Genomic DNA, 8,155 nt, shown 5'->3' with positions numbered 1-8,155 from the left:
CTCTTATCTCCTAAATGACATACCGTACATATAAATTTTTAAAAATAGATTCACCGAAATAATAGGATGAATGAAGTAACAAGCATCATGGTAATCAACAAGATACGAATGTACAGGTCTGGTAATTTGACAGTTATCCTACTACCGATAAGTACACCAGGAATCGAGCCTGCTAACAATTGAAGCACGAGCACATAATCGATTGTTCCTAAAAATGAATGTGCTAACCCTGCCAATCCAGTTATCAACAATCCGTGAAGTATATCTGTACCTACAAGAGCGGAAGCTTTTAATGGGTATAGCCACAATAACAAAGCAATAAATAAGGTTCCACTTCCTACCGAGGTGATTGCGACTAGAAGACCTGTTAAAAATCCAATCGATATCAGTACAGCAGTATTAACCTTTTTTGAACCGTCAAATATGGACTTTTTCTGTACAAACAAATTCAGTAGCATGACGACTGAAATAAGAATGAATGCGACTGAAATGCTTTTAGTAATAAAAAAATTTAAATCTGTTTGGTTATCCTGTTTAATAAAATAAAGCAGTAGCAATCCCGTTAACGTTCCTGGAATGCTACCAATGGCCACACGTAATAGCAAGTTGAAGTCAATCGTCTTTTGCCGCCAGTGCTGCCAAGCTCCAAATGACTTAGTCACAGCCGCAAAAATTAGGTCCGTGCCAACCACAACAGCAGGGGACACACCAAATCCAAACAGAAGGAGTGGAGTCATAATAATGCCCCCGCCCATGCCTGTTGCTCCGATAATTATTCCAACTAACAGGCCGCTAATTGCAATCCAAATATCCATGCATATCCACCAACTCAGTATCGGATAGATATCCATTATCATCCAAAAAATGTAAAATAGTATTTAATGCTTCATTAATTGATAGTTTATTAGTTTCAACTATAATTTCCGGATTAACAGGGATCTCATAAGGGGCGGTTATGCCTGTGAAGTTTTTTATTTCACCAGTCCTTGTTTTTTTATATAGACCTTTCGGATCTCTTCGCTCACACTCTTCGATTGTACACTTAACGTAAATCTCAATAAAATAACCTTTCGGGACCAGTGACCTGACCATTGCCCTGTCGGCACTGTAAGGGGAAATACTAGCTACAATTGGAATTATACCTGCCTCAACAAATAACTTGGACACTTCTCCAATGCGCCTAATATTTTCTGTCCGATCCTCTGGACTAAAGCGTAAGTTCTTATTTAATCCAAAACGGATATTATCAGCATCAAGCAAAAAGCTCCGGATACCACGGCGAAATAATTCTTTTTCAACCTCGACAGCAAGTGTCGATTTTCCTGCTCCGGATAACCCGGTAAACCATAGTATAAAACTTTTATGACCATTAAGGTGAATTCTGTCTTTCATAGTCACTTTTGTGTTTTGCCATACTATATTGACTTCTTTTGTTTCCAACTTGCTTTGTACTGCCCATGTTAATCCAAAATTTCCTATTGAATGTTCATCATTATGAAAGTCCGATCCTCCTGTCATTATTATCTGAAATTCATTTGCAAGCTGCTGATAACGTGCATTATCATCCTTGTTTTGTTTTCGATGCCACACCTCTATTCCATCAAAAGGAAATTGCATTAATTCACGTACGACCTTGTCGTCTCCAATCAACAATGGGTGTGCCAAGACAGCTTTACCCCCAGCTCGGTGGATTAGAGCAATTCCTTCCTCAGGAGAAAGAATCACCTTGTCTAGAGAACATGGCTTCCCATCTGCTAAAAAATTATCGAAAACCGATTGGTAATCAGATACATAACCTTTTTTAACGATAGCCCTAGCAATATGGGGTCTGGCAATTATATTCCCTTTACTGAATTCTTTTACATCGTCAATCGTTATGGGCATTCCTAAATCCGCAAATTTTTGAATGATCCTTTTCGCTCTCTCTTCACGACCATCACGCAAGCGAGATAAAATGCAAGTTAATTCAGAGTTCGCTTCAATATGATAACCTAGAATGTCAATACTTCTCCCTTTGTATTTTGTGCTTATTTCAACACCTGCAATCACATTAATTCCATAATCAAGTCCTGCCTGACGTGCTTCCTCGACTCCATCAAGGGTATCGTGATCGGTAATAGCGATGGTTCTGAGCCCAGCAACATGTGCCTTTTGTACAAGTTCCCGTGGTGAATAAATACCATCGGAAGCGGTTGAATGGAGGTGGAGATCAAAGTGTCCTTCTTCTAATATGTTTAATAAGCTTTTTTCTGTCATGAGATATCATTCCCTTCAACAGAATCAGCTTTGTTACTATACGCTTGTCTTAGAATTTCGGCAACTTCTCTTCGGGAGAACTCGGGCGGTAAATCTTTACCACTACGTAGTAGTTCTCGGACCTTTGTACCACTTAAAATGAGCCTATTTTCGTCACTATGCGGACAGGTTTTGTTCGATGCCATACTTCCACAGGCTTTGCAGTAAAAAGAATGCTCGAAACAGAGTGGTGTAATGCCAAGTCCTTTAGCTGATACCGAGGTGATTAGTTTTTGGGCGTCGTATGTCCCATAATAATCTCCCACACCCGCATGATCTCTTCCTATAATCATATGGGTACACCCATAATTTTTACGACAAATGGCATGAAATATTGCTTCGCGAGGCCCGGCATAACGCATGGCAGCAGGAAATACTGCAAGCAATGTTCGACTATTAGGATAGTAATTACGAATAAGTGTCTCATAACTTCGAATCCGTACATCTGCAGGTACATCATCCGCCTTTGTTTGTCCAACTAACGGGTGAATAATTAAGCCATCAACCAATTCAAGTGCACATTTTTGGATATATTCGTGAGCTCGATGAATTGGATTGCGAGTTTGGAAAGCAACAACGGATTTCCACCCCTTTTCTGAAATGATCTTTCGCATGTCAGAAGGGTCATAATGGTACTTTGTAAATGGGACTGCGGGACGTTCAATTAAGCGAATTTCACCTCCAAGTAGTACACTACCCTGACGTAGCAGCTTGGCTACACCAGGATGTTTCTCATCCGTAGTTTGATAGACTAGTTTGGCTTCTGTCATCTTATCGTAAGAATACTTTTCCTCTAAAAATAATACTGCGAGCAACCTGTTGCTCTCATCCATCAGCCCTATTTCTTCACCCTCCTTGAGCTTATCTGCGGTTTCCCAATCAACTGGTAATGTGATCGGTATACTCCATATGGTACCGTTGCTTAAACACATATTGTGTAAAACGGATAAATAATCAGCTTGCTTCATAAAACCTTTCAAAGGGCTATAAACCCCTGTAGCAAGAAGTAGTAAATCAGACAGTACTCTACTGTCTATAATTATGCGACTTTTTTGAGAGATACGACTCTCGTATTTCGCTCCTTCTTGGCTAGATAGTTCTAGGTTTACTAGGTGGTGCCCATGTGGTGGAATCAGTTGAGCCACTAGAAATCACTTCCTTCCTTTCAATTTATTCTCTATTAGTAAATGATAATAATCTCTTAATGGTGTTAAACAAGTATCCAATTTTATATCAGCTATAAACCATTTTAAAAATGTTGTTTTTACTGGTCTGTAGCAATTAAATTCTATCCTCATAAGATAGATTAACTTGAAATGGAGGTGTAGAAATGACTGATGATGTAAATACACAGAAAGAGGAAAAGGCTAAAAGGAAGGAAGCAAAAAAAGCTGAGAAGGCGGCTACAAAGGAAGCGAAGAAAGCAGAAGATGCTGCGAAAAAGGAGGCAAAAAAGGCTAAAAAATCTGCTAAAAAAGAGAAAAATCAATCAGAGTAGTTTCAATTGAAAAAAGCTGCTCCAAAGGATGATTACTTCCGATGGAGACAGCCTTATCATTTTCTAAATTATGACTATCGGCAAATGAGGATATCCTCGGTAATTCTTCCTAATGACTTTTTGAATTGCCCTAAATCAGCTGATGAAGGTTATCCCCTGTTTTCCTGCTGAATTTTTTTATACATTTGAAGTTCCTGATAAGATACAGAATCCAAATTCTGAATTTTATTTTCTAGCAATTTTCTCGCGTATTGATACAATTCGATGTCTAATTTATTATGTTGGATAATCAACTCTGTGATTTCTTTGGAAATTTGCTTCTTTTCTGGTCTTACAGCCGTCACATTTTTCTTCGTATAAACAATATCGTTCCAACCGAATTCCTTCTTCATCAAGAAGGTAGATTCTTCAAATAACTCTGTAATCCCTACAATGGGAAAATAGGTATTTAGATTGGCTTTTGCTACATCTAAATCTGGAGCAGTTCCCCCAGACAAATAAAGTGTTTGGAAATTAAAAAATTTTGGGGTGGTTATAAACTCTTCAAAGCTTGTTTCTTTTTTAAAATGGCCTTTACCTAAAAAATAGTAGTAATGTGAGATGACCCGGTCCACGGGATCCCGTAGCATAGTAGCATAAGTAAAAGGCTTTGACAAATATCGGTGTAATCCAAAATGCATATGACCATATGCACAGCTTATATTGGCATCTCCACCAGGGGTTTGCTGCAAATATCTCTCAAGATGTTCGACATTACAGCCAATTTTTGTAGGTTGTTCCTTCGATATCCTGCTTAACAATTCGTCCATTGTTTGATGTCTTCTTAGCTTTAGTACCTCGCTGATTTGATATTGGTTTTCAATGATTTTCCCAAATGTTTGTCCACCTGTTTTAGGTATATGCAGAAATAACAACGCGTTATCATTTCTTTCCGGTTCAGTAATAAAAAAAATTCTCATCATCGGTTACCTCTCATTCTCTAATGCTATTAATACTATTCATCCCAATCTAAATTTCTACCAAGTAGTTGATATAAACGCTCATTATGCGGTTTGAAAAATAACTTTAGCCATTCTCTTAGTTGTTCTTCCATCCTATTGTATTGGCCGACATTCCATTGCTTGTGTTCGCTAAAATCGAATTCAGATATGCCTAGGAAATCGGTCACCTGTTTAAAGGTAGATTGAGTGTCCTTAAAAAAATCTTCACTTTTTAATATTAAAAACTGTTCTCTAGGAAAATACTGCATCCATCTCTCCAATTGATTGGCGTATATGCCTCTAGTCAAATAGGAAGTGGGGATTGTTTTGTAATTGTCTAAAACTTTTTCCATTTGTTGGTTTAGTTGCCCTGCTTCCTTCATTATTGCTTCTTCAAATGACAACAACTCGTTCCTATTTCTTGCCATATGATGGTAATGAGAATATGCACGATCTACTGGGTTTCTCAATAAAACAATTAGCTTCGCGTTTGGTAATGTTTCGTAAGCTCTTTTTGGTGCATCAGGATGAACTAAATATTTTGGACTTGCTTCTCCCGTAATAAGATCTTGCCTATTCTCATTCGTATTTTCCAATAGTAGAGGAAAATGATTTAAATACCAATCTAATCCCCGATCAAATTTTTTATCAAAAAAATGAACTTCTTTTTTTGAAGCAGAAATAACCTGGGGATGATTCACTAGATTTCTATATAATGATGATGTTCCGCATTTCATAGCACCAATTATTAGGAAATGTGGCAAGTTTCCATCCATGTGTGTTTCCCTCCCTTTCTAGAAGAATTAACAATATATTATTCACAAAAGAGCCAGGAGGAAGGGGGAGGAGACTATTTTTATAAAAAAAGGCTAATTTATTGGTGTTTAGTATCATCCTGTCGTTTAGTAGAATGTTGTAGTTCTTGTAAGGGTGTATAATTTAACGACTTATGCTTCTCTACAAAATTGCCCCTTTCTCTACTTAAATTCGATTAAAAATAGTGTGAACGGACAAGAGCCGTTTCTCTTTTTTTTATTTCGCTTATTATGTATTAAGTTGAAAAAGGGAGTGAATTTGATGTTAGATCAGATTAAAAATGAGAAGAAGAAGCTGAGGGAGGAGGGTCTAATAAAAGAATTTCAAAAGATTCGTCTGCTTCGAATTGATACAGAAGAAGATGAATTGGTAGAGGTTGATAATCCTACCGATTTACCATTGCTTTTTAGACATAATAAATATGCTGTCTTTCAACTTGACACAAAACGTTGTATTAAAATATTTACAAAGGAAGGCTATGCCGAGAAGGAATACACGAATTTAAGACTTGGAGCAGATAAAGGGATTAGTCCTGAGGTGTATGGATGGGGTGAGAAATTTCTTGTTACAGAAAATATTGGGGATACGAACGCTCGTAAACATGTTGAGCTCCATGGAATAACTCGGGAGCTAACGGAAAAGTTGATTCAGCTACTGAGGATGATTAACGAAGAAGGATTTATGACCAATCATGCACTAGAGGACATTATTATACTGCCTGATGGCACGCTCAAGGTAATGAAATTAAAAAAGAATCTTATCTCAAAACCATCCTTTCCAAAGAAAATCATTAAAGGCCTCGGAGAAAAAGCTCCAATGTTTTTACAATTAGTATTTGAAGTCGATAAGTCTCTTTTTGAGGAATGGCGTCTCCAACCTGAGTTTACCAAGTATGATCAGGGACTAGAGTGAATCAGCATGACCCATTATATTAAACCAATTCATTCTCTATATAAGATGCCTAAAGGGCATTCTTCCCCACACTTGATTCGCTTTGATGATGGAAATGATTATGTAGTAAAATTTAAAAATAATCCTACAGGAACTAGGACATTAGTCAATGAGTATGTTGCTGGAAAGCTAGCAAAATTGCTTAAACTCCCAGTGATTCCTTTCCGAACGGTATATATATCACAAGAATTCATTGATAGAAACCAATGCTTATCTTCTAACTTTAGTTCGGGAACTCAATACGCCAGCTTATTTCTAGAGGATACTGTATATCTCCCTAAGAATGTGGAACTTGATGAGAAAATTAAAATTATTAACTATGAACAATTAGCTGGTGTTATTGCATTTGATTATTGGCTGGGTAATGTCGATCGGAATCGGAAGAACCTGCTGTTAAAACGAATAAATCAAAGTGATTATCAATTTTATATAATTGATCATGGTCACTGCTTTAATAAGGCTAGGTGGACAGTTGATACATTTAAAGAGCTTCCGATTATGAGTAGCAGTTGGAGAAAAGCTCATAAAATCTACATGTTATTTTTGCAAAAAGATGAAGGAATCTTCACATATATAAAAAGGATTAACGAACTTCCCCTTATTAGTATTCAGGGCATTGTCCATTCTATCCCAGAGGACTGGGAGGTGTCTGAGAATGAGAAGGAGGCCTTAATTGATTACCTTGTTGTATCTCGAGAGCGCTTACAAGATTTCGAATTTTTTCAGAACTGGATGGACAGTGTTAAAGAGTAATATAAAAGAATCCCCTCTTAGTGCTGGATTAGACCACTAGGTTCACATGTCCAACTAAAGAGGGGATAATGTCATTTAGGGGAACTTATTGACATTAACTTTTACGCTGAATCTTTTCCTCAAGTAGTCCAAAGCCTGGATCTTGAATCCAGCGATTATACCATTTGGGACTCAATTTTTTTACTAATTCAAGAAAGAGGTGTGCATCCTTTCCCATGTCACTAATCAGCTTTTCTGCTAGCCAGACAGGCTGATCTTTTATAACGTGAACCACATCGATTACCTTCAGTTTACCTTTGGGAGTTACGTAAATGTGGCGAGCTGCGTGGTCATAACGGTTAAAACCAATCTCCTCAAAGGTGTCCAATAATTGAATAATGCGTTTAGTCAGTTGTTCTGTCAGTTGGTTTTCACGTAAATAATCCTGGAGTGAAGGGGAATCCATATATTCCATTACAATATAATTGTCATCCCAAAAATAGACCTTCGGACAAATACCAGCATTCCCGCCTAAATGAAGACAATATAGTTCTTTCCCAGGGCTTTCCTTGTCAAAATACAATTTTACACAGCGCATCTCATCAATTCGGAACACTGCTCCCTGCTTACCTACCCCTAATAATGTGAAGGAGGTCGGATTTTCAATCACAGGTTGATATACAGGCTTTCTTACCCGTATTTGATCTACTTTTTGTAAAATATCCTTCTCTAAAGTCATTTATCATGACACCGCCTTATTTTTTTGTTGCTTCAACTTCTGATAAGAGGTTGAAATGGAGACTCAAGACATTCTATGAAAAGTCCACAATAAGTGAAGCGGTATTCGTCCATTTAAATGTAATAAGTCTAGTAATATTAGCAA

General features: G+C 37.4%; 9 protein-coding genes and 1 pseudogene. 3 read left to right on the top strand and 7 right to left on the bottom strand.

What is annotated here, in order from left to right; genetic code table 11:
• Positions 1 to 50 precede the first annotated feature (50 nt).
• The 4 genes and pseudogenes from V7147_RS07550 to sat all read right to left on the bottom strand — a co-directional run bounded on the left by V7147_RS07550 (position 51) and on the right by sat (position 3,440).
• Positions 51 to 815, bottom strand: a complete 765-nt coding sequence (locus V7147_RS07550; protein WP_335367235.1) for a sulfite exporter TauE/SafE family protein — start codon at positions 813 to 815, stop codon at positions 51 to 53.
• Positions 793 to 1,440, bottom strand: a complete 648-nt coding sequence (gene cysC / locus V7147_RS07545; protein ID WP_335367238.1) for an adenylyl-sulfate kinase — start codon at positions 1,438 to 1,440, stop codon at positions 793 to 795. Before cysC ends, V7147_RS07550 begins: the two co-directional genes overlap by 23 nt.
• 591 nt (positions 1,441 to 2,031) lie before the next feature.
• Positions 2,032 to 2,256 (bottom strand): annotated as a pseudogene (locus V7147_RS07540) (PHP domain-containing protein); the annotation flags it as partial.
• Positions 2,253 to 3,440 carry a sulfate adenylyltransferase gene (sat, locus tag V7147_RS07535; protein WP_335367234.1) on the bottom strand — a complete coding sequence of 396 codons (1,188 nt, stop codon included), beginning with the start codon at positions 3,438 to 3,440 and terminating at the stop codon, positions 2,253 to 2,255. The gene sat and the pseudogene V7147_RS07540, both read right to left, overlap by 4 nt.
• A gap of 185 nt (positions 3,441 to 3,625) precedes the next feature.
• Between sat and V7147_RS07530 the strand changes: the two genes are divergently transcribed.
• Positions 3,626 to 3,793, top strand: a complete 168-nt coding sequence (locus tag V7147_RS07530; protein ID WP_335367233.1) for a hypothetical protein — start codon at positions 3,626 to 3,628, stop codon at positions 3,791 to 3,793.
• A 149-nt stretch (positions 3,794 to 3,942) separates the two neighbouring features.
• On the opposite strand, the gene V7147_RS07525 is transcribed toward V7147_RS07530, so the two are convergent.
• The gene (locus V7147_RS07525) at positions 3,943 to 4,755 is read right to left on the bottom strand and encodes a sulfotransferase family 2 domain-containing protein (RefSeq protein ID WP_335367232.1); all 813 of its coding nucleotides are present in this window, start codon (positions 4,753 to 4,755) and stop codon (positions 3,943 to 3,945) included.
• A gap of 32 nt (positions 4,756 to 4,787) precedes the next feature.
• On the bottom strand, positions 4,788 to 5,549 hold the full coding sequence (locus V7147_RS07520; protein WP_335367231.1) for a sulfotransferase domain-containing protein: 762 nt from the start codon (positions 5,547 to 5,549) through the stop codon (positions 4,788 to 4,790).
• 301 nt (positions 5,550 to 5,850) lie between these two features.
• On the opposite strand from V7147_RS07520, the gene V7147_RS07515 reads away from it, so the two are divergent.
• Entirely contained in the window at positions 5,851 to 6,501 is a 651-nt protein-coding gene (locus tag V7147_RS07515; RefSeq protein WP_335367230.1) for a hypothetical protein, read from the top strand.
• 6 nt (positions 6,502 to 6,507) lie between these two features.
• Positions 6,508 to 7,293, top strand: coding sequence for a HipA family kinase (locus V7147_RS07510; protein ID WP_335367229.1), 786 nt, complete (start codon positions 6,508 to 6,510; stop codon positions 7,291 to 7,293).
• Positions 7,294 to 7,387: 94 nt separating this feature from the next.
• Here the strand turns inward: V7147_RS07510 and V7147_RS07505 are convergent, their stop codons facing one another.
• Entirely contained in the window at positions 7,388 to 8,011 is a 624-nt protein-coding gene (locus V7147_RS07505; protein ID WP_335367228.1) for a hypothetical protein, read from the bottom strand.
• Positions 8,012 to 8,155 lie beyond the last annotated feature (144 nt).

It is taken from the genome of Bacillus sp. JJ1521 (assembly GCF_036965165.1).
In the GTDB taxonomy this organism is placed as follows: domain Bacteria; phylum Bacillota; class Bacilli; order Bacillales; family Bacillaceae_L; genus Ferdinandcohnia.
The sequence above is the reverse complement of the archived record's forward strand: the minus strand, read 5'-3'. Positions and strand labels throughout refer to the sequence as shown.

Excerpts from the sequence above, each read along its gene's own strand:
- V7147_RS07505 (WP_335367228.1), bottom strand. The coding sequence starts at position 8,011 with ATGACTTTAGAGAAGGATATTTTACAAAAAGTAGATCAAATACGGGTA.
- V7147_RS07510 (WP_335367229.1), top strand. The coding sequence starts at position 6,508 with ATGACCCATTATATTAAACCAATTCATTCTCTATATAAGATGCCTAAA.
- V7147_RS07525 (WP_335367232.1), bottom strand. The coding sequence starts at position 4,755 with ATGATGAGAATTTTTTTTATTACTGAACCGGAAAGAAATGATAACGCG.
- V7147_RS07550 (WP_335367235.1), bottom strand. The coding sequence starts at position 815 with ATGGATATTTGGATTGCAATTAGCGGCCTGTTAGTTGGAATAATTATC.
- V7147_RS07515 (WP_335367230.1), top strand. The coding sequence starts at position 5,851 with ATGTTAGATCAGATTAAAAATGAGAAGAAGAAGCTGAGGGAGGAGGGT.
- V7147_RS07520 (WP_335367231.1), bottom strand. The coding sequence starts at position 5,549 with ATGGATGGAAACTTGCCACATTTCCTAATAATTGGTGCTATGAAATGC.
- V7147_RS07530 (WP_335367233.1), top strand. The coding sequence starts at position 3,626 with ATGACTGATGATGTAAATACACAGAAAGAGGAAAAGGCTAAAAGGAAG.